At 36.5% G+C, this 20,407-nt stretch carries 21 protein-coding genes; 5 read left to right on the top strand and 16 right to left on the bottom strand.

The genetic code is table 11. The features are described from left to right. Position 1 precedes the first annotated feature (1 nt). Positions 2-487, top strand: coding sequence for a single-stranded DNA-binding protein (ssb, locus tag MS2017_RS05550; RefSeq protein WP_122951535.1), 486 nt, complete (start codon positions 2-4; stop codon positions 485-487). A gap of 126 nt (positions 488-613) precedes the next feature. Here ssb and MS2017_RS05555 read toward each other — a convergent pair whose 3' ends face one another. Both MS2017_RS05555 and MS2017_RS05560 read right to left on the bottom strand, forming a co-directional pair. Beyond that, positions 614-1,003, bottom strand: a complete 390-nt coding sequence (locus tag MS2017_RS05555; RefSeq protein WP_071563194.1) for an HIT family protein — start codon at positions 1,001-1,003, stop codon at positions 614-616. A gap of 86 nt (positions 1,004-1,089) precedes the next feature. Further along, entirely contained in the window at positions 1,090-1,452 is a 363-nt protein-coding gene (locus MS2017_RS05560) for a hypothetical protein (protein ID WP_122951536.1), read from the bottom strand. 50 nt (positions 1,453-1,502) lie between these two features. Here MS2017_RS05560 and MS2017_RS05565 point away from each other — a divergent pair, with 50 nt between their 5' ends. Further along, positions 1,503-1,796 (top strand): hypothetical protein, encoded by a 294-nt coding sequence (locus MS2017_RS05565; RefSeq protein ID WP_122951537.1) that lies wholly within the window; start codon positions 1,503-1,505, stop codon positions 1,794-1,796. On the opposite strand, the gene MS2017_RS05570 is transcribed toward MS2017_RS05565, so the two are convergent. Next, entirely contained in the window at positions 1,756-1,938 is a 183-nt protein-coding gene (locus tag MS2017_RS05570; RefSeq protein ID WP_122951538.1) for a cytochrome b/b6 domain-containing protein, read from the bottom strand. The two genes, MS2017_RS05565 and MS2017_RS05570, sit on opposite strands and share 41 nt — an antisense overlap. A gap of 104 nt (positions 1,939-2,042) precedes the next feature. On the opposite strand from MS2017_RS05570, the gene MS2017_RS05575 reads away from it, so the two are divergent. Beyond that, on the top strand, positions 2,043-3,047 hold the full coding sequence (locus MS2017_RS05575; RefSeq protein WP_122950936.1) for an IS5 family transposase: 1,005 nt from the start codon (positions 2,043-2,045) through the stop codon (positions 3,045-3,047). Positions 3,048-3,213: 166 nt separating this feature from the next. On the opposite strand, the gene MS2017_RS05580 is transcribed toward MS2017_RS05575, so the two are convergent. The 3 genes from MS2017_RS05580 to MS2017_RS11230 form a co-directional block, all read right to left on the bottom strand. Continuing rightward, positions 3,214-3,702 (bottom strand): cytochrome b/b6 domain-containing protein, encoded by a 489-nt coding sequence (locus MS2017_RS05580; RefSeq protein WP_122951539.1) that lies wholly within the window; start codon positions 3,700-3,702, stop codon positions 3,214-3,216. Further along, the gene (locus MS2017_RS05585) at positions 3,702-4,769 is read right to left on the bottom strand and encodes a hypothetical protein (RefSeq protein ID WP_122951540.1); all 1,068 of its coding nucleotides are present in this window, start codon (positions 4,767-4,769) and stop codon (positions 3,702-3,704) included. Before MS2017_RS05585 ends, MS2017_RS05580 begins: the two co-directional genes overlap by 1 nt. A 120-nt stretch (positions 4,770-4,889) precedes the next feature. Beyond that, on the bottom strand, positions 4,890-5,120 hold the full coding sequence (locus MS2017_RS11230; RefSeq protein WP_164707619.1) for a helix-turn-helix transcriptional regulator: 231 nt from the start codon (positions 5,118-5,120) through the stop codon (positions 4,890-4,892). Positions 5,121-5,669: 549 nt separating this feature from the next. On the opposite strand from MS2017_RS11230, the gene metH reads away from it, so the two are divergent. Together metH and MS2017_RS05600 are read left to right on the top strand one after the other, a co-directional pair. Beyond that, on the top strand, positions 5,670-9,323 hold the full coding sequence (gene metH / locus MS2017_RS05595) for a methionine synthase (protein WP_122951542.1): 3,654 nt from the start codon (positions 5,670-5,672) through the stop codon (positions 9,321-9,323). A gap of 200 nt (positions 9,324-9,523) precedes the next feature. Further along, the gene (locus tag MS2017_RS05600) at positions 9,524-10,747 is read left to right on the top strand and encodes a nucleoside deaminase (RefSeq protein WP_071563214.1); all 1,224 of its coding nucleotides are present in this window, start codon (positions 9,524-9,526) and stop codon (positions 10,745-10,747) included. A 180-nt stretch (positions 10,748-10,927) separates the two neighbouring features. Here MS2017_RS05600 and MS2017_RS05605 read toward each other — a convergent pair whose 3' ends face one another. The 10 genes from MS2017_RS05605 to MS2017_RS05650 form a co-directional block, all read right to left on the bottom strand. Then, positions 10,928-11,629, bottom strand: a complete 702-nt coding sequence (locus MS2017_RS05605; protein ID WP_071563191.1) for a hypothetical protein — start codon at positions 11,627-11,629, stop codon at positions 10,928-10,930. Positions 11,630-12,106: 477 nt separating this feature from the next. Further along, the gene (locus tag MS2017_RS05610) at positions 12,107-12,307 is read right to left on the bottom strand and encodes a hypothetical protein (RefSeq protein WP_071563190.1); all 201 of its coding nucleotides are present in this window, start codon (positions 12,305-12,307) and stop codon (positions 12,107-12,109) included. Between the two features lie 171 nt (positions 12,308-12,478). After that, a complete protein-coding gene (locus MS2017_RS05615; RefSeq protein ID WP_071563189.1) occupies positions 12,479-13,363 on the bottom strand; it encodes a prepilin-type N-terminal cleavage/methylation domain-containing protein in 885 nt (294 codons plus the stop codon). Then, on the bottom strand, positions 13,360-14,496 hold the full coding sequence (locus MS2017_RS05620) for a hypothetical protein (protein ID WP_122951543.1): 1,137 nt from the start codon (positions 14,494-14,496) through the stop codon (positions 13,360-13,362). Before MS2017_RS05620 ends, MS2017_RS05615 begins: the two co-directional genes overlap by 4 nt. 14 nt (positions 14,497-14,510) lie before the next feature. Further along, on the bottom strand, positions 14,511-14,975 hold the full coding sequence (locus MS2017_RS05625) for a prepilin-type N-terminal cleavage/methylation domain-containing protein (protein ID WP_122951544.1): 465 nt from the start codon (positions 14,973-14,975) through the stop codon (positions 14,511-14,513). Positions 14,976-15,004: 29 nt separating this feature from the next. Beyond that, positions 15,005-16,696 carry a GspE/PulE family protein gene (locus MS2017_RS05630; protein ID WP_071563186.1) on the bottom strand — a complete coding sequence of 564 codons (1,692 nt, stop codon included), beginning with the start codon at positions 16,694-16,696 and terminating at the stop codon, positions 15,005-15,007. After that, positions 16,696-17,172 (bottom strand): hypothetical protein, encoded by a 477-nt coding sequence (locus MS2017_RS05635; protein WP_122951545.1) that lies wholly within the window; start codon positions 17,170-17,172, stop codon positions 16,696-16,698. The genes MS2017_RS05630 and MS2017_RS05635 overlap by 1 nt, the downstream gene beginning before the upstream one ends. Continuing rightward, positions 17,165-17,635: a hypothetical protein gene (locus MS2017_RS05640; RefSeq protein WP_122951546.1), complete on the bottom strand. Its 471-nt coding sequence runs from the start codon at positions 17,633-17,635 to the stop codon at positions 17,165-17,167. The genes MS2017_RS05635 and MS2017_RS05640 overlap by 8 nt, the downstream gene beginning before the upstream one ends. Next, the gene (locus MS2017_RS05645; protein ID WP_122951547.1) at positions 17,632-18,483 is read right to left on the bottom strand and encodes a hypothetical protein; all 852 of its coding nucleotides are present in this window, start codon (positions 18,481-18,483) and stop codon (positions 17,632-17,634) included. Before MS2017_RS05645 ends, MS2017_RS05640 begins: the two co-directional genes overlap by 4 nt. 430 nt (positions 18,484-18,913) lie before the next feature. After that, positions 18,914-20,404, bottom strand: a complete 1,491-nt coding sequence (locus MS2017_RS05650) for a type II secretion system protein GspD (RefSeq protein WP_164707620.1) — start codon at positions 20,402-20,404, stop codon at positions 18,914-18,916. Positions 20,405-20,407 lie beyond the last annotated feature (3 nt).

Here is a 20,407-nt window from a genome sequence, read left to right on the forward strand (position 1 = left end):
CATGGCAGGTATTAACAAAGTAATTTTGGTCGGTAATTTAGGTGCAAAACCAGAAGTAAAATATGGCACCACAGGTAACGCAATGACCAGTTTATCAGTAGCGACAAGCGAATCATGGACCGATAAAAACACAGGGCAAAAACAAGAAAAAACCGAATGGCACCGTGTTAGTTTATTTGGCAAACTTGCTGAAATTGCCGCTCAATATTTAGACAAAGGCTCTAAAGTCTATGTTGAAGGTAAACTTCAAACCCGTAAATGGCAAGACCAATCAGGTGCTGACCGCTACACCACTGAAGTGGTTGTATCTGGCTTCAATGGCACTTTGCAAATGCTAGACCGCCGTGATAATGCAGGCATGGGTGCACCACAACAAGCTGCCCCTGCTGCTGCCGCTCAACAAACTGCGCCAGCGCCTCAAACGCCTACTGCCGATCCCATTACCCCAGTTGACAATGTTGGATTTGATGATGATATTCCATTCTAAGTTTCATTTGTCAATAATTAAAAAAGCCCGCAAAAGCGGGCTTTTTTTTATTTTTAAGAACAATAAAACCTTTAAACGAGCAAAAATTAAATTCTGCCAATCGTCCAAAAGTCTCAATATAAAAACCTATTTATTGTCCCAATAATTAGCCTTGTCTCGCAATATCCAACGCACACCGCCCTTCGGATTTTCCACATCACCTTTGTATCTCGGAATAATGTGCACATGTAAATGCATTACACTCTGCCCTGCCATCAACCCATTGTTAATACCAATATTGTAAGCATCAGGCGAAAACTCCTCATCCAAAACCTTTTTAGCCGCCTGCACTGCCCTACCAATCGCCAATATTTCCTCATCAGTGGCTTCGAAATAAGTGGCAAAATGCCTTTTAGGGATAACCAAGGTATGCCCCGGTGATGCGGGATAATTATCAATAAAAGTAATTGTCTGCTCACATTCACCAATAATGCGCTCCTCATTTCTCAACTTACAAAAAATACAGTCGTTGCTCATAATGCCATCCAAAAGTTTAAAAATGCATTATTTTACCCATAAAAAAGCCAGTTAAAAACTGGCTTTTTTTTAGTAAACTTAAAACATTATTTTGTTTTAACAAATGGTTTTTGATTGTAGTTATTATTGTATGGATTATAACCGTAACCATTATAGTTGTTATAACGGTTATAGCGGTTGTTGTTACCCCAACCATTATTACCCCAACCGTTGTTATTGTCACTAAATTCATCCATCATATTTGACATTTCTTCAGAATACCAACGAGGATCCCAATAATCATAAGGGTTAAAAGAAAAAATACCGTTGTCTTGTTGATAGCCATAATTACCATAACCATTATAGTTATTATTATAGTTATTACCATTCCAAGGCATACTGTTGTTACCCCAAAAGGCATTGGCATTTAAAGTAAATGCCAATAATGCGATTGCTAAAATCTTTTTCATGAGTTCTCTCTCCATTGTTTTTTTATACATATTGAGACCTTTGCATAAATATGAATAATCATCAAGAATCCACTTTTTACCCACTTGGTAATTTTTTAAACCCAGCCTTAGCCCTGCTAGGACAAGGTTTAAGAAAATTACCAATTAGACAAAAATTGAATTTTGCCAATCATCCATATTTAGGCAAAGGTCTCATATTAAGTATTATAACATTCAAAATAGAATTGACCACATTAAAAAGAAATAAGAAAACCATCTGGATACTTTCCAAGGTAAAAAAACACGCCACTCACTTGTTTTTCTCTAATTATTTAGATTTTTTTTCCCAGTTACCATTGATTTAACTAAATTTTCATTGTGCAATCTGCTTGACATGGTAACACCTACAATGTGTAAGAAGATTAGAAACAATGTGAAGTTTGTAGAAACTTCATGTATCTCCTCCCAAAACTCTTCACCTTCCTTATCCTTATAAGACCCCTGCATTAAACTAAAAAACCCAACAAAAAATCACAAATCAACCCTCAAAACCTTATGCAAACATTAGAATTTATGATAAAATACTATAATTATCAGACACTTACAAAAAAATGCGAGTTAAAACCACTCAAGAACAAACCTTTGCTGATAGTTTTATCAACATACCAAACTCCCAACTAGACATCATTAACAAAGTTATCGATTGGGAAGTTATAGCCAAAGATCTGTCTCATATTAAAGTTGACTATTCTGCTGTTAGTCTGTTTAAAGCGCTATTAATAGGCACATGGCACAATCTCTCTGATGAGAAGTTGGCTGATAGTCTTAGTAGAGATTTAGTCTTTATTAACTTTTGCAACTTTAGCCTAAGTGGCAACAAACCTGATGCTACAACCATTGGCAGATTTAGAACCAAACTAATCAAACAAAATCTATTTGATAGACTTTTGAGTAGCATCAATCTTATGCTTGAGAATAATCAACTCAAACTCTCTAATGGCAAACATGTTGCCATGGATGCAACCTTAATTCAAAGTGCTAGACGCACTAAGAAGATTATTACAACACACAAAACTGGTGAGGTTTATGAGATTGATAGTAACCCAATTCAATATTCAGATGATAAAGATGCAAGATGGACATTTAAGGCGGGAAAATACACTTATGGATATTCATCAGTAGTAACAACTGATGCCAATGGATTAATTAACAAAGCCACTACGCACCCTGCTAATGATAGTGAAATGACTCATTTTGAAGAAAATGTTAAACAGGCAGGCAATCAAAAAGGCGTAAGAGTTTTATACGACAAAGGAGCAGCCTCTCAAGCTAATAGTGAAGCACTTAAAGCACAAAAGTTAAGAGATGGTATTATGCGCAAAAAACCCAAAGGCAAGCAAATGAGTCATTGGAATAAATTACGCAATAAAGCAATCAGCAAAAGAAGGTTTGTGGTTGAGCGCACCTTTGGTACGCTCAAACGCACTTATGGTTTGGCAAGAAGTCGTTATATTGGTTTAGAGAAAGTTGCCAGCGAAGTTAATCTTAAAGCTATTGCTTATAATCTAGTTAGAGCGGCGAATGTTTATATTAACAAGGGATTAAATACAACCTAGGGATTATTGTGTCTTTTTTGTGGAAACAGTACAAAAAAGAGTAAAAAATGAGCGATTTATAGTTGATATTGATGATTTTTTTAATGAAAGCTGGGTTTTATATGTTTTTTGACTTTGAAAAGTCAAAAATTGAGGGTTTTGGGTTTTGATGGTTGGTTTTAGGGTGCTATGCAGGGGTCTTCTTATGCTTATTATTTTTATGTTCATCGTCGTCAGCATACGCGTTAGCAATAATGGAAATACCATTTCCAGATAGTGGCCCCTTACCCTCTTCTATTGCATAAATTTTTAATCCACTAATTGTTACTACAAAAAGGCTTGCCAACAAGGCAATTACCATCAGCCCTCCTGCTGGATTGTGACCAATATAACGCTTTGGTTTACCGTCAACCCATTCTTTTAAATAACTCAGTGCATTTATTGGTGAATAGGAAAAACTACTGAACTGTGCATACTTGCTGCCTACGATTCCCCATATCATTCTAAATATAATTAAAGCAAGAACGGTATAGCCAGAATAAATATGCCACAAACTCTCCTCTTCAGGCACATACGCAATGAAAAAAGACACAACCAAAGACCAATGGAATATACGAATTAATACATCCCAAACTTTTATATCATTTTCATTTGCACCTGAGGTAACCTGACTCATTAATGCTTTTTCTCAATTTTATACGCCGCTAATTGCTTCGTAGTTGCATTGTAAATACCCTTGATTTTGATATCATTCCCAACGCTCAAAGAGGCTAAATCAGTGTGTTCAAAATAAGCGTTGCTAGCATCTATAACTAAAGAACCTAAAGGTATAGCAGAATGCTCCGATCTGGTTACATTCACCGTAATTAAAGCGCCATTAATGGCCGTAATAATGCTCTTAACTTTAGAATAAGAGCCATCGTTATCATTAACGCCATCATGGTCTTTATCCTCATCATGATAACCATCTTTATCGTTGTCATCATCGTGATAACCATCTTTATCATTGTCGTCATCGTGATAACCGTCTCTATCTTTATCATCGTCATAATAACCATCATGATCTCTGTCTTCGTCTAAATAACCATCGTCATCCTTATCAAAGCGCTTGTCAAAACGATTACTATGATCTTCATCATTATTCACATTAACATCGACATGATCTGGTAGCCCATCCCCATCGCTATCATCATTGCTTTTTGTGTAATCCTTGTCATACTGATTATGAATACCGTCATTATCATGATCCCAAGTTGTAACTGTTGAGGGAGTGCTTAAAAGCGTTAATTCGCTAGTAGCAATCTTATGATGGACATCAAGAACACCATCGTTGTCAGCATCATCGCCACCAGCTGCCGTACGAGTTATATGCAAAGGTAAGTATCCTAAATCTGCTGTAGCACCAGATTTAGCAGTAAATCTATAACTTTGAACGCCATTATTAGAAAACATAATTGGCGTGGTAATACTTTCAGTGGCACTGTTTTCATTGACAGTCATAAACAAATAATATGCAACACCTGGTTTTAAGGCAATTGAAAAGGGATGTCGGTCTGTACCGTTGTCAGATGATACACTTTTATAATAACTGCCATTTTCACCGAATGCCTCTATTAATGTACCAGGCACGGAACCAGTTATGCTGAAGTTGTTATTATTATTGTCATTATCATTCTCGCCGCATCCAGCAAGGCTAAAAAGAAAAATGGTGGCTAAACTTATCTTTACTGTCTTATTAAACATAGTGCTTTTTTCCGTTTCAAATTAAAATATTAAAAAGCATTATGCAATAAAATAACGAATTGTCTATAGGTAAAAAGTTATAAAAGCTTATATTTTAGACTTTATAGGGCATTATACCCACTACTTAAAGTTGATAAATTCTTCCAAAAAATTACTCATCAATTCATGTCGATTACTCACATTTGATTTTTTATAAATAATTGAGGTTTGTTGAGAAATGGTTTTTCCCGATACTTTGCGAATATGTGCGATTTCCTTAAATGAATAACCTTTAATAATCAGCCAAGCAATATCATGCTCTGCATTTGTTAACTGCCACTTGTCAAATGTTTGATTAATATAATTTGCCATTTCTCCTTGTAAGTTTTTTACTGTTTTTGTCACCGAAAGCAGTTCCAACTGGATCTTTTTAAGTGTATAAAATTGATGGAATAATAGCCAACCAACTAGCACAACAAACAACAACTCCAAATAAAAATGTAGATTTGTTTCTTGATTTGAATAATCCACCCATAAATCGTGAATGAAAAATGCAATTATGGCACTATATATTAAAAATTTGGAATAATGGTATATCATAATTTTAAAAATGTTAAAGTGTTAAAGTGTTAAAGTGTTAAAGTGTTAAAGTGTTAATATTTTTTTAGCGTCCAGCGCCTAAGTTTACCAAATATCCACACCGAAGTGAGACCTTTGCATATAGATGGGGCCAATGTTTTTTTGACAATACAGAAGACTCCACTATATTTGGATTAGAATTTTATGCAAAAATTTAAAATTAGATAAAAATAATTTTTTAATGCGTGGTATTTGATTTTTTTGCTACACCAGCTTTTTCCTACTTATAAACAAAGGCAATATGTTTTATGGCTAATCATTTGCTTTGGGTATAATGTTCAAATGAATAAAAAACAAATATTACAGTCTCTTTTACAACAACGAATCCTAGTGCTAGACGGTGCCATGGGGACGATGATTCAAAAACACAAACTGAGTGAAGAGGACTATCGAGGTGAACGCTTTAAAGATTATTCCATTTTGGTTCAGGGGAATAATGACCTATTGTCGTTAACGCAACCAGACATTATTAAAGACATTCACAAATCCTATCTTGAGGTTGGCAGTGACATTATCGAAACCAACACTTTTAATGCCACACGCACCTCTATGGCAGATTACAAAATGCAAGATTTGGCGTATGAAATCAATGTTGCCAGTGCCGAACTTGCTCGTGAGGCTTGTGATGAATTTTCAACAAAAAACAAGCCTCGCTTCGTTGCAGGCGTGCTGGGACCCACTTCTAAAACCTGCTCACTTTCTCCTGATGTAAACGATCCGGGTTTTAGAAACATCAGTTTTGATGAATTGGTTGAGGTTTATATGCAATCAACCCGTGGTTTAATTGAGGGTGGTTCAGACATTATTTTAATTGAAACCATCTTTGACACTCTCAACGCTAAAGCCGCTATTTTTGCTGTTGAGCAAGTCTTTGAAGACGATGACATAGAATTGCCCGTTATGATTTCAGGTACCATTACCGATGCTTCTGGTCGCACTCTTTCAGGGCAAATGACTGAGGCTTTTTACAATTCACTGCGCCATGCCAATCCCATTTCCATTGGTCTTAATTGTGCATTAGGACCTGATTTATTACGCCAATATGTGGCTGAACTGTCGCGTGTGGCAAATTGCTTTGTTTCTGCCCATCCTAATGCAGGCTTACCCAATGAATTTGGCGAATACGACCTAGAAGCATTAACAATGAGCGAGCAAGTTGGTGAATGGGCAGAATCTGGCTTGGTCAATATTTTGGGTGGTTGTTGTGGATCCACACCTGAACATATTAAAGCGATTGCCGATAAAATTACAAATGTTGCCCCTAGAAAAATCCCTGACATTAAGCCTGCATTGCGCTTATCAGGCTTAGAGGCGTTCAATGTAGATGAAAATTCCTTGTTTGTGAATATTGGCGAGCGAGCCAATGTAACAGGCTCCGCTAAATTTAAACGCCTAATTTTAAATGAAGAATTTGAAGAGGCATTGGACATTTGTCGTGCCCAAGTAGAAGATGGTGCCCAAGTGGTTGATATTAACATGGATGAGGGTATGCTTGATGGCAAAGCCTCTATGATTCGTTTTGTCAATCTTATCGCTTCAGAGCCAGATATTTCCAAGGCTCCCCTTATGATTGACTCATCCAAATGGGAAATTATCGAAGCAGGGCTTAAATGCACGCAAGGCAAGCCTATTGTCAACTCCATTTCGCTCAAAGAAGGTAAAGGCAACTTTATTAAAGCCGCCAAATTGTGTAAACGCTACGGTGCTGCCATCATTGTCATGGCATTTGACGAAGCAGGCCAAGCAGACACCCAAGCGCGCAAAATTGAAATTTGCACCGCCGCCTACAATATCTTAGTGAATGAAGTAAACTTTCCAGCAGAAGACATTATTTTCGACCCCAATATTTTTGCCATTGCCACTGGCATCAAAGAACACAATAACTACGGCGTAGACTTTATCGAAGCCACGCGCGAAATTACCAGCACCCTGCCCCACGCCAACATCTCAGGTGGCGTTTCAAATGTCTCTTTTTCTTTTAGAGGCAACAACCCCGTGCGTGAAGCAATTCACTCAGTATTTTTATACCACGCCATCAAAGCCGGTATGGGCATGGGTATTGTCAATGCTGGGCAATTAGTGGTGTATGACGACATCGATCCCAAACTTAAAGAAGCCGTTGAAGCTGTTGTCCTAAATACCGACCCAAACGCAGGCGAACGCCTCGTTGATATTGCTGCTGAATTTTCAGGCACAGTAGAAAAAACAGACAACAAAAAAGACCTAGAATGGCGCACATGGACAGTAGAAAAACGCCTAGAACACGCCTTAGTCAAAGGCATCACTAAATTCATTGACGAAGACACCCAAGAGGCATTTGATAAACTGGGTCGCCCTATTCTCGTCATCGAAGGCCCACTCATGAGCGGTATGAATGTTGTAGGCGATTTGTTCGGTGCTGGCAAAATGTTCCTTCCTCAAGTGGTTAAATCTGCCCGTGTAATGAAAAAATCTGTGGCTTATCTTGACCCTTTTTTAGAAGCTGAAAAACAAGATTGCGCCTCCACTTCACAAGGAAAAATCCTTATGGCAACCGTCAAAGGCGATGTTCACGACATCGGCAAAAACATCGTTGGCGTGGTGCTATCTTGCAACAACTATGAGATTATAGACCTAGGCGTAATGGTACCCACCGAAACCATTCTGGCAACCGCAAAAAAAGAAAAAGTTGATATCATTGGGTTATCTGGACTCATCACTCCCTCACTTGATGAAATGGTATTTGTCGCCAAAGAAATGACCCGTCAAGGCTTTACACTTCCACTACTCATTGGTGGCGCCACTACCTCTAAAGCCCATACCGCCGTCAAAATTGAACCCGAATACGACCAAGGCGTGTTTTATGTCCAAGATGCCTCCAAAGCCGTTGGCGTAGCCTCCAGTCTACTATCAAGCACCTTAAAACCTCAACTCCTAGCAGACACCAACGCTGAATACGAGCAGGTGCGTCAACGCCGTGCCAACAAAGGCAAAAGCAAACTCATTTCTTTAGAACAAGCACGCAAAAACAAACCAAAAGTCAATTTCAATACCGTTACCAAACCTAACCAAATCGGCATCCAAGTCTTTCAAGACTACGACTTAGCCGAGATTTTCAAATTTATTGACTGGGTGCCATTTTTCCGCACTTGGGAACTGGCAGGTAAATTCCCCGACATCTTAACCGATGAAATCGTCGGCGAATCTGCCAGCGCCCTATTTGACGATGCCAAAGCCATGTTTAAAAAAGTCATTGACCAAAAACTACTCCAAGCCAGTGCCGTCATTGGCATTTTCCCTGCCAATAGCATCAATGAAGACATTGAACTCTACGATGAAAACGGCAAAATACTCACAACCCTGAACCACCTACGCCAACAACTTGACAAAAAAGGCAACACCCCAAACTTCTGCCTCAGCGACTTCATTGCCCCAAAAGACAGTGGCATCACCGATTACATGGGTGCATTTGCCATCACCGCTGGCATCAATATTGACCCATTAGTAGCAGCCTTTGAAGCCGACCACGACGACTACAATTCAATTATGATCAAAGCCGTTGCCGACCGCCTAGCCGAAGCCTTCACCGAGCTTATGCACTTCAAAATCCGCACCGAACTCTGGGGCTACAGCACCGAACTCTTTGACAACGAGCAACTTATCCAAGAACAATTCGACGGCATCCGCCCCGCCCCCGGCTACCCCTGCTGCCCCGAACACAGCGAAAAAGAAAAACTGTGGGACTTACTCAATGTAGAAAAAAACATCAATATGACCCTTACCAGCTCCTACGCCATGCTCCCCACCGCCTCCGTCAGCGGTTGGTACTTCGCCAACCCTGATGCCAAATACTTCGGCGTCGCCAAAATCAACCAAGCCCAACTAGACAACTATGCCAAACGCAAAGGCGTATCAATAGAACAGGCTGAAAGGTTGCTTTCGCCTAATTTAGAGTAGTTTTTTTTATTTTTTTATGTATCATAACAACTGAATTTGAAAATTTTTTTGTGGTAAATATTTTTTTTACCACAATATCTTGCGAGTAATTTATATCAAGGCCTTTATACAAAATAAATAAAATAGGTGAGGATATTTACCCCTACTCTAAAACAAACAACAAACAATAAGGCAATTAAACTATGTGTAATAAAAAATTAATGATAAATAATGCCGATGAAGCGGCATCAACTGTTTTATCTCAAGCAATGATAGCCGCTGATCAAGGTACTTTTGCAGTAGGCGGATGTATTATCGAGAATAGCAGTGGACGGATAATTAAAGCCATGCATAACAATGCATTAAAATCTCTGTCTACCACGGGCAAGGTTTTTACTTTTGACCCAACCGCTCATGGGGAGCGTCAATTGGTTTCTTGGTATTACGCCAATAAAACTGCATTGGCACTCCCAGAGCCAAAAGACCTAACTGTTGTAACAACCCTTGATCCTTGCGCTATGTGTGCGGGAACATTATTAACGGCTGGTTTTAATGTTGCGGTTGTGGCGATTGATGATTTTGCTGGAATTAATTACAATCAATCATTCTTATTTAATGACTTACCTTCAAATCTTCAAATATTAGCCAAGTCAAAATTTGGCTATTATGCCTGTGGAAACGAAGACCAAGATCCAGGTACTTATGTTAGAAAGTATGTAGGTGGGTCTAATGTGGTATTTAGCAATTCCGTTGTTAGTTCAGAAAATCTGATGGGATGTGGTGATATTTTTCAATCCAGTGTGAATACAGTTCGTGATAACAGCTCGGATTCTGGCTTAACGCCAGACTTACTTGCCAATCCTGCAAAACTTCCTGACGATTCATTGATTAAAACATCATTTAGAAAAGCTTATCCTGGGGCATTTAAATTAAGCATACCGAATAGCCGGCTTCCAAATACAGATTTATACGATCTTCTCGTAGATGTTAAGAACTCAGTGCCAAATGCAGAAAACTCTGTCGCATTCCTTGATCCATTTGGCAATGTTGTTCTTTGTTTTGCCGACACTTTTGAAGTGAGTCCCATACAAACCGCTTTTATGAATGTAACCCAATCCTACGCAAAAATACGCCACGAGTTAATGGACAATGAAGAAGTATACAAAAAGACAGAGGCAACATTAACCCATCCTAAATACGGGACTTTTGTCTTTTTAAATGCACCTAACCCAGCTGATCCAGCTACTGTAATGATGTTAGGTGCATACGGATCCACCCTAGAGGGGTCAGTTCCTCAGATATTCCCGGCAAATCTTCAATACTACAATCACCCTACAGAGGGAACGGTGGAAGAACTTACCTCCTTAATTATGAACCTTCCACCTTTTTATACTCAATTGGCACAATTATCAATAATGCAAACGGCTGTTAGTTCAAATGAATAGCCAATACCTAAGGCTTCTTATTTCGAATAAGTTAAACTGAAAAAAAATGGAATAAAAAGCGAACCAAAATGGGCTTGAATTTTAAATTCAAGCCCATTTTTAATGAATAGGCATTTTCATTGGGTGGCTATAGGTGTTATATTATTCATTTTATTTTTGGAAATAGTATAACCATGGGCACTATTTTATTTTATCCAATACAATCTGCTGTCCATTTTTTAAAATGGTTATTTGCTCTTTGTTAAAATCAATGTTTATGATTTTCCAATTGATTCTGATACTGCCTACACTTACAATAGAGGTGTGTCCGTTATATCTGATCGTGGCTTTTGGTTGTGAATCCCATATACTAATTCCAACCAGCTCAAACATTTCCTTTGGGTCTTTTTTTGCCTCCTCTTCTTGGTTTTTAAACAGTGATCCAATTGTACTGAACACCCTTTTTTGAAAAGATTTTTGCTCTTTTGGAATGACTTTACTCTTGTTGTTCGTTTGGACATCAACAAGGGTGTTTTCAAAGTTGCTTAAGGGCTGTTCACTGCTTGTTATCACCCCTTTCTCCTCCTCTTTGTCACCTTGTTGCCTTGTTGGTAACAGGATATTGGGGGCTTTATCCCCATGGCTTATCACCTTATTTACTGTTACTGGCTTTTTAGCATGAGCATCTTCATCGCTATTCTCAATAGATTTCTTAAGGTTTAAATCTTGATGCGTGGTGATTAGAGTGTTTTTATCGGTTTGTTGTTGTCGCTGCTGGACAAGAAAAATTGTGGCAATAGCAAATATGACAACACTAATGATAATTTTTTTACCCATATTTTTCTTTTTTAATTTTTTAATTTCGATCTGTTTTACAACACTATTTTGATTTTCTTCACTCATTATCAACCCCATTATTTAAACTCGGCATATTGAGACCCCTGCATTAAAACATAAATATTAACGAAAGACTGACTTCTAGTCATTTATAAATTTTGCCCTTTATTCAACATCCATACCCAAGAGAAGGGTCTTGTTGTTTATAATTTTATAAACACAACATAGGTTTATCACACCAAGCAATGGTGTGCTAGTTTTTTCTACAGATGTTTTTGTTGGAATAAACCATACTCGTTCAAATAAAAATCCCAAAGGTAATCAAGTGAGCACAATCTAACATCGCCCCTCTTTTAAATGAAATACACTAAAAAAAATCGACTGATAAATAATTATTCAATCTAATTCATTCCATTGCTACCGCTATAGATTTGCTTTTAGAGGGGTCGTTTTTTTTGCGCACCTTAAACTTTTTTATTTTCTCAACCCAATCTGGCACTCTTGATCAATATTTATTTAACACCTGTTGAATGTCAAATACATTTAGTCAATCTTTTTATTCGTATCAGCAGGAGGGGGCGTAACATCTTCCACTTTTAAATCAAGAAACTTTACATCGGTTGAATCGTGTTTTGTATCATAAGCCAATAGTTTGCTTGAAATAATTGTCGCTGACACGCTGACAACCACTTTAAATGATGCTGATAAAAATCTTCTTCTATTTAATACTTTTACTTCATCCATAACAACTTTCCTTTATTTATACTTCTATATTCTATATATTTACAAAAATTTGTAAGCATCAAAAAGCCTACCCGAATTAACAACATTGCCATATGTGCGAAACGCCCTACTGGCAAATATTATTAAATTTATCCTTAAAACAATTTGTTTTCACCTTGTTTTGATAATTTTCTATTTCAACTTATTCCAGTCTCCGTAATCACAAAAAACTTCAGCAAGGCCTGAAATTGAGCTCAACCCTTTTGTACCCAGTCTCCATGTTGATTGATCTTTATCCTCGAACCTAGCAGACCAAGATATATTTCTAATACCTAGTATTCCGCCAGGTTTAGTGGTAACACCTTGCACTCTCAAGAAAATTTTAGGTGTGCCTTTTTTAGCGTTTTCGTGTGAGCAGTTTGGTTTACTTACAACGGCATCTAAACCACCGAGTACCACACTCCCCATCGAAACAAATTGACCGATACCCAGTTTAATACTTTGCCCATCAAGGTTTATGTCATGAACGCCTATAATTGAATTTCCGCCCATACCAAAATCACCCCTCATAGAACGAAACCCATCTAGCGATAAAAACTGTGAGAGTGAGAGAGGCCTAGGAATAGAACTTGCACTTGTGTCTCCATTTGGATCGGATAAAAGCCTTGATCCAGGGTACTGAGATGCAATATAAGGTGCTGCAAAATCTTTGTTGCTTTTTACTCGGACTTCAAAGGTCTTTGAGTCACATGCTGTTATATATGGCGTATTGTAAGGACTTGTTGTCGTAACATAATTCAGGTATGCCTCAGCGGTGGTCTTAAGTGTATTAATGGCATTATTACATTGGTTTGCAAAATCTGGCCATTTACCCTCATCAGCAAGATAGCCACTAGCCGCTGCTTGGATATACCCTATTTCTTGCATGGTTCTTTTAACATCCACCTCAATTTGTTCAACAACATTGGCTTCAGCATCTGCTTTAATTTTAATCTGCATGAGCATTGCAACAACTGCAAGTACAAGCATTAACTCAATTAAAGTAAAACCCAGTTGCTTGTTTTTAATTTTCATCATAATGACAATCCTGTGGCATAAACACCTACAAAGAATAATATTGCTGAGAGTAAAAATAAATTCCTAATTAACAGCATTAAAATTGATATTTTTTTTGCTTGTTTTTTTATTTGCACACTCAGAACCCCTATCGTACTTTCGACAACTTCACTCCTTATACTTGGATTTTCAATATCAAATATAACCGACAACTGTTTTGATATTTTTTTTGATAACGATGTGTTGGTAATCGCCTGCGATAATGATTGCCCACTACCAATACAACTAGCCAACTCATTGCCGATATTTTTTTGAATTTTCTGATAAAAACGAACAACTTCAATATCCAAATGATTGATTTTTTTTAGTGTGGTATAAATGGGTAAAAAATTCATTGCACTTTTCAAATTTTGCAAATCAGCAACACTTTTCCAAGGTTGCAAACCCATCAAACGATTAAACATCCTTTGATTGGTAAATGAAAAGACAGCCAAGGTTACTATTGCAGCTGAAGCAAAAACAATGCTACCAATATTATCAACAATAAAATTTATCAAAGTAATTACAACTGGTTCTGCTATTTTTTTTGCTTTTATAATTTTATTATAAGGATCTGCCAGCATAAATGGCATACCTAAAATCAACCCTAAAGAAAGAGCGCTAAACGAAATATTTGACAAAATATCAGTTTTGTAAAGTCCACTCTCTTCACTTGATAACTTTAAATATTTTTTAGCCTCCTTGAATGCTTGCGACATATCACCAGCACCGCCAGATTCTAAAAGAATAATTATCACTTTATCAACATTAATAGAATCAAGCATTGCTGTTAAAGAAAGGTTTTTCATTGCCCATATTTTAGTTTGATTTTTCAAGTTTTTATCATTGGGATAGAAATCTAAAATAGTGTCTACCAATGACTGTTCTAATGTCTTTAAACCCGATAAATGTGTTGCCTCCAGTGTTGATAAGATAATCAGTAAATCGTCATCTTGGATAATTTTTTTAATTCTACCATATTCTCGATTGTATTTTAAAATTTGGGCACAATTAATTGCTAATTTTTTGGCAATATCTTTGGCGATATCGTTACTATCATCATCAATAATAACAACCGATGATGCAACGATATCTGCAACAATATATTTAACCAAATATCTCACTGTTGCTATTTTTTTAAATAAGTTATTCTGATTGTAAAGTCCGAATCTGTATATGCAGTATTAGGCTTAGAAATCCTAGGCAACTCTAAAACATATTCAACAATATCTTTACCTATATCCTTCCTGTCTTCACATGATGTCAGTGGATATGTTAAAACCACTTGATCGTCTGCTGAGGCAATTGACCATAAATCGCCACAAGCGGTTTTTTCATCAAGTGTCGGGACTTTACGCATCAAACTCTCTTTGTTGCAACCAGATAAATCCCCTCGATGTATTTTTGAACATAGATTGATTGCAGCAGGAATGGCGACTGTTGTGTCAATTAGCACCCCTCGTTTTGTCCCTTCCGAAAACATTTGACTGCCTGAAAATAGCACAACCACAGATAGTACTGCAATAATTGCAATAACAATTACCAGTTCAATCAGTGAAAAACCCCTTTGTTTCATTGTCTTCTCGTCTTTCATTTTTTATCCCTTTATATTGAATTTAAATGTCACTTTCCTTGTGATGCGTTGCACTCCGTGCCAAAGTAAACTTTGGACGGAAGTATTCTGGTTATCTCGTCTAATGTTGTTTTACCCTCTTTAACAAGCGTGATGGCACTAGAGTAAATGTCTTTACTTTGCCCTCTTAGGGCTTCAGCATGTATTTTGTCGCTTGAAGCATTGTCAATAATCATTTGCTGAAGTATGCTATTAATAACAAATACTTCGGCAACTTGAGTTCTACCCTTATATCCGTATGAACAGTATTGGCAGCCATTGCTATTCGCTTTTTTAATCAAAATTGAATTGGCGGTAAAATATCCACTGTACTTCTTAAAAAGAGTGTCTTTTTCAGCAGTAACATCAAGTGCACAATATTGACACACTTGCCTAACGAGCCTTGGCATAATAATGATTGATATTGTTTTTGCAATAGTATCAAGGGCAACTGCAAAGCTGTCTTTGCTACTTGTGCTTTTTAATCTATCAATAATATCAAATGATTTATCGGCGTGAATTGTGGTTAAAATTGTATTGCCAACTTCCCTTGTTGCACACACATGGTGGGCTGTTGATTTGTCTCTAATTTCACCACAAAATACCACATCTGGGTCAGATCTTAAAATTGCCTTTAAAGCCTGTTCAAAATTAAGATTCTCTTTAATCTCTATTTGTTGTGTATTTGGCAAATCAACCTCAACTGGATCTTCAACAGACATAACGCTAATGCCATTTCTTTGGCTATGTATTTCAGCTAAAACTGCATAAGCCAATGTTGTTTTACCAGATCCTGTTGGGCCAGCAATAAAAATTCCAGCGTTATTGTGTTTGCAAAATCTACTGATCTCTTGTACTTGCAAATCTGTTAGCCCTATATCACTCAAAACCCTAAAAGAGGCGGAACTGATTAGTCGAATGACATAATTAGGAATATGTTTGCCTGCTTGCGCTCCTTTTTTAAATTTCACATGGAGTGGATTTAACTCCAACCTGAGACTGACAGATTTTTTCTTATTGTCAAAAACATTAATTTTAGAAGTTTCAGATTGGCGTTCTTGAATTGCATTGTATTTACCAATATCAATGCCAAATAATACATTGATTTCAGCAGCAATAGATTGAAATGCAGTGTTGCTAACATCTGCTATTTCCGAATTAATTATCATGCCATCTAGTCTAAATTTAAAACATATATGGCTGGTATTTCTAGGTTGTATATGGATGTCACTCACACCCAATTCAACGGCTTTTTTAAAAAGTAGAGTAACTATCTTTTTTGAATGAATGGCGTTCAACTCTTCTTTTTGTGCAGGGGTGTTTTTAAGCAATAAATTGTTGTTAACATTAATTAAACCAATACTGACGCTTGGGTTTAATTTTTCACCCATTAAAGAGGAATTACGAATTCTAAACGACTCCAAGCTAGAAAAAGGATTGGTGCTGAACGCCAAAAATTCGCCATTATGTTCAACAATCAAATAGGAATCACTGCTATCAACAACGCGAACATCTGGGTAATCTTTATCAAATGTTGTCAAACCAAGGGTTTCTTTTAGCACTTTTTTTACAGCATCAAATTCCAAATTTTCAACCAAATGTGGGATGAGCGTCTCGTCTTCTGACAACAGCACTTCACTTAAACTGTCTGTTTTAACAGATAGCCTGTGTAGTGCTGGCTTGATCTCATCCCAAATGCTCATTACTTCATTGCCCAGTTAATTGTTATTGTTTTTTGAATGTTGTCATTAATGGCACTCGCCAAAGTGACACTTGAATCTGTAATGACTTTAATTTTAATGCCATTATCCAAGACATCTCCTACTTGAAAAAAACCGCTGACTCCCCTAAAGGCAACTCTTTTATTAACAATCCCAGCAATTGAGAGCGCATTAATATTTACTTCCTTATTTATCACTTGTTTAACATTATTTTGCACTTTTTTAGCAACAATTGGTGCTGCAATAAGAGGGTTATCTGTATCGTTTAAGCATCCGTCATTATTTTGACATTGCTTTCTAAGTTTTGCCAATTCTGCTTCAAACTTTAATGCTTTAACTTTGTAAGCAAGATAGTTTAGGTTATCTAAACGAGCTTCTTGTGCTTTAATTGCCGTTTGTGCATCTGCTATATAAGCAGTGCTCAACATAATCATTAGCATTATACTATTTTTAATCATTATTTACTCCAAAAATTTGAACTTTTAAAACGCTAGAGCCATTTTTGACTAGCAACTTTTGAATCTGTGCCCTAATAGCATGGTTGACAATTGCTCTATTGACTTTATAGGACAACAACACGATGCTTTTGGTATTGCCGCTAATGGCATAAACAAAACCTTTGGAATTTGTATCAAAGGCAACTATTTTAACATCATCAAAAGCCGAAACAATAGTTTTAAAAATCAACATTTGTTTTGTTAAATTAGCCTTATTGACGGTCAATACACCCTTTAAATTGCTGAGTTGCTGTTGTAAATCACCAATAAACGCTTTTTCATTGTTAAATTTTTGCTCTAAATATGGTAAATTAATTTCATAAAACTTTTTGCTAAAAACACTATAAATGGCAAATATAATACCTATATTAACAATGATCAATATTGCCGATCTTTTAAACTCATTTGATGCATTAAAAGTCATAAGTCATCCTTAACTTTCCAAGAAACATCTGCTGTATCGTCAATAAAGTTTCTGTTGATTGTTAACGCAATATTATTAGTTTTGGCAAGATGCTTCACCATATCTAAATCGCTTAAACTAACCGTTATCACCGCAGAAGATTGTGTTAAATCAATGGTGCTATTTTTTATATTAACACTTTCTACAATATATAATAAATTTTCAATATGGGCTTGCTGGATAGTTGCTTCCAACACTATGACACTACCTTTGATGTTGTTAATTTCTTCATTCAAATTCATGGCAGTTACTTTTAAGGGGAATAAAGACTTATTTATTTCGCTAAAAGTATTCGCTTTATATTGATAATAAGCAAATATACCACTTAAAAACAACACATAGAAAACGACATGCTGCAAGATGGTATTACGCCAAAACAGACTGTTTTCTTGTTTTGCTTGCCGCTTTGTCTTAATAACTTTAAAAATGTTAAAATTATTGGGATTAACTTCAATATCATTAAATTCATCAAGACGAACAAGATTGGCATCAGCATGTAAAGTTATGCCTTTGCTTGTGTCAAATGAAATTAAATACAATTCCGTGTCAATAGTAAACTTATATTTAAAATTACTTGAGTAATTAAATTTATAGTTATTTAATATGGTTTGCCAAAAACCAATTGGATTGGCCTGCTCGGTTATTTTGTAATCGTTTATAAAGCTAATTTCCAAATTGCCAATGGTCTTCTGTTCAGAAATAAAATGGATATCATCAACTTCACTTGCGTTATCACTTGCGATAACATGGTCAAGTGCAACATAATAGTTGTGTTTATCGTTATTAAATTGAGTGTTTGGTTTAAACATGTTAACTGGTTAATTATTCATTGCCTATTTAACGCTTTACCTGATTTAAATGCAAGCGCTTCAGAGTGAAAATTTGAATTATAATATCCGTAGCAAACAACGCAATCTCTAGTTAATAAGAATAAACCCAAGGCCTATTCTGTTAATTGTGCGCCACTACTTTTAATACAAGACACCTTTGCATAAATATTAATTAAAGGTCAATTTTCACTCATTTATAAATTTTTATAAAGCCCATTTTAACCCTGCCAGAATAAGCTTTATAAAAATTTACAACTGAATAAAATTTACCCTTTAGTTTAACATTCACACCTAATGCAGGGATGTTAAATTGACAAAAATTAAATGTTGTTAATTACCCATATTTATACAAAGGTCTCAATATAATACTAGAAAAGTGCCTGCATTGGTAAACCTATCTATCTTTTTTTTATTTTACAATTGTTGGTGTGATTAAAATCACAATCTCTCTACGCTCTAAAGATTTTTTCACACCTCTAAAGAAAAAATTCATAATGCCATCACTAGGTAAGCCCTTAACTGCACTAGCGATTTTTGACGCAATTAACCCACCTAGGTGTATTGTCCTTCCACTTTCAACAATCACTTGAGTGGTTAATTTTTGTAGTGCAATATTAGGCGTCTGAAACTCTTGAACCGAGCCTTCAACACCACTCGTTAGCGTTGAAAATGATTTGATGCTTGATATAATTGGCACAATATCAACAACAATACGATTGTCTGGCAAAATTTTAGGTGTTACGCGCATATCAACACCAACATTCATTCTTTGAACTTCTGCTGTGATTGAAACTTGACCTTGTGCATCTTTTTCCGATTCAATGGAGGAGATGTAGCTGAATTCATCGCCTGTGGTAATATAAGCCTCACGACCATTAGTCACAGTAATATTAGGCTGATTGTCAACTTTAACCTTGCCCTGCTTACGCAAAAAATTAAGCATTGCACCAAGTGTAATCTTTTTACCCAAGTCCAGTACGACAGACTCAGGGGTACCTAGTGTTATATACCCAGAACCTTTAATTTCTTGTTTTGACTTGCTTTCAATTTTAAAGGCAGACGATTGCCGAGAGATAAGACTCCAATCAATGCCCCTGCCAACCGATTCATCCACAATAACATCAAGTACCTGAACCTGCAAGTGCACTTGACGATTGCTTGACTTAATTAAACCGCCAAGCCAAGCATCAACCGCTTTAATCTTAGAAGGTAGCGCAATTGCAGAAATAGTGCCTTGTTGTTGATTGTGCATCACAAGAGCAATGCGCTTTTTTTCTTGGGACTTGGATGGTCTATTAGAGCGAATGGTTTCGTTACTGCCATCAGAAGAGACAATGGACTTAACTTGATTAACAATATTCATCCAGGCATAATTTGATTTCACTCCAGACTTGGATTTGGATTTAAAATTAGATTTAGGATTAGACGATGTCAAACTTAAAGTGTTGTTTATTGATAGTGTTTGTAAATTCCATGTTTTTGACTGAATGGATTTTATATAGACAATGCCATTATTTAATTCAACACTGTATCCCGTTATATTTTGCAGATAATCAAAATAACGAGACAGCGTTTGATTGTTAAATTTAACATGAAATTTCTTACTTAAATCCACGCCTGAATCTGGCGACACCGACAAAGAATTATCGGCAAAATCTATGGCGGCGATAATATTAATGGGCTGATTAACCGAAACATTTACTTTTTGCGCAAGCTTCAAATCTTGTGGCTCTTTAATGCTAATGAAAGCAGGCGTCGGCACTTTTTCAAAGGCAACTGGTGCAAGCTTTTGGGATAACATTCCCTTAACCTTGCTGCTTGTGTTTTTTTCATATTCGTTACTATTGCAACCTGACATAATGAGCGCCAATGGTACAAGTATTAAAATTAATTTCTTCATTGT

The sequence above is a fragment of the Bathymodiolus thermophilus thioautotrophic gill symbiont genome, from assembly GCF_003711265.1.
GTDB lineage: Bacteria > Pseudomonadota > Gammaproteobacteria > PS1 > Pseudothioglobaceae > Thiodubiliella.